The sequence below is a fragment of the Bdellovibrio bacteriovorus genome, from assembly GCF_001592755.1.
GTDB classification, from domain to species: Bacteria; Bdellovibrionota; Bdellovibrionia; order Bdellovibrionales; family Bdellovibrionaceae; genus Bdellovibrio; species Bdellovibrio bacteriovorus_E.
Window position 1 is genome coordinate 1 of record NZ_LUKF01000010.1, and the last position, 1,332, is coordinate 1,332.

Below are 1,332 nucleotides of genomic sequence, written 5' to 3' on the forward strand. Positions count from 1 at the left end.
GGTTCTTCCCACTTAACTAGATAAAGCGATGAGTCAAAGAAGGTAAGCATAAGTCCCTCTTTTTCGATACGATTTGTTTGTCGAGAACGAATTATAAGGAAAGAAAAAGGACTATGCTCAATGAGCATCTAAATACATTTTTACTTGGGAATCACCTAAAACTTTTATCCATGAGGGTGCATCAAGGCGGCTATCTGTGGGAAGTCCAAAAGCTTCGCTCTGAATGCCCTTGTTTGCGCTGTGGCTCGGTTAAAACGGTAAAGTCAGGCAAGTGCACCACAACAGTTCGGGATGAATCCGTACGAACTGTCGTGCTGTGGTTAAAAATCCATAAGCACCGCATGTACTGCAAAGACTGTAAGAAAACTTTTACAGAACCGGTACCTGGTATCTGGCCACGCAGAAGAACCACTCAGCGATTTCGAAATGCCATTGCAAAGGCTTGTGGCACATCAAAGGATCTTGCAACTGTAAGTCGAAATCATCGCGTATCTCACGGGTTCGTTTATAAGATTTGTTATGAACAACTCGAAGTAAAACTTCGAGAACACAAACAAAAGAAATGGCCTGAGGTTATCGGCTTAGATGAACATTTTTTCCGACGTAAAAAGGGCATTACAGAGTTTGTAAGCGTTTTTACCGACTTAAAGAAAAAGAAGATGTTTGAGATGGCTCATGGGAAAGATCGCAACTCTTTGGAAGAACAACTTCGTGATATGCCTGGACGTGAAAATGTAAAGGTTGTCGTGATCGATATGTCCTCAAGTTATCGCAGCTTCGTGAAGAGATTTTTTCCTAATGCAATGATCGTCGCTGATAAATTTCACGTCTTAAGATTGCTCACGCCTTCGATCATGAAGGCCGGAAAAGAAATCCACGGCCATCGCCAAGAACTTTCAACGCGCAGAAAGTTGCTCTGCAGTCGTAAAAACTTAGATTACTTCGTTCGCGTTGATATAGATCGCTATTTAAAAGACCATCACAAGCTCAACGAACTTTATCGTTGGAAAGAACGACTCTTTGAATTTTATCGAGTTAAAGGCTTCTCTCGAGCCAGCATCGCTTTTCATCGATTATTAAGTGACATGGAGCGGTCGTCTTTAGATGAAGTCCAAAGACTCCTAAGAACCTTCAAAAGATGGAAACATGAAATCATAAGGTACTTCGAAAATGGCTATACAAATGGGTTTACAGAACGTATGAACGGAACCGGAAAGCTTGTCCAGAGGCGGGCTTTCGGGTATCGGAACTTTAAAAACTATCGTTTGAGAGTGCTAACTGCTTGTCTTTTTAGGAATTTTTGAACTTATCAACAGTTGCGTGAAGAGAACC

General features: G+C 41.6%; 1 protein-coding gene. It reads left to right on the top strand.

Features of this window, described 5'->3' with window-relative positions; all coding sequences use genetic code 11:
* The first annotated feature begins 170 nt into the window (after positions 1 to 170).
* Entirely contained in the window at positions 171 to 1,304 is a 1,134-nt protein-coding gene (locus tag AZI85_RS06660) for an ISL3 family transposase (RefSeq protein WP_172795311.1), read from the top strand.
* The last annotated feature ends 28 nt before the right edge of the window (positions 1,305 to 1,332 follow it).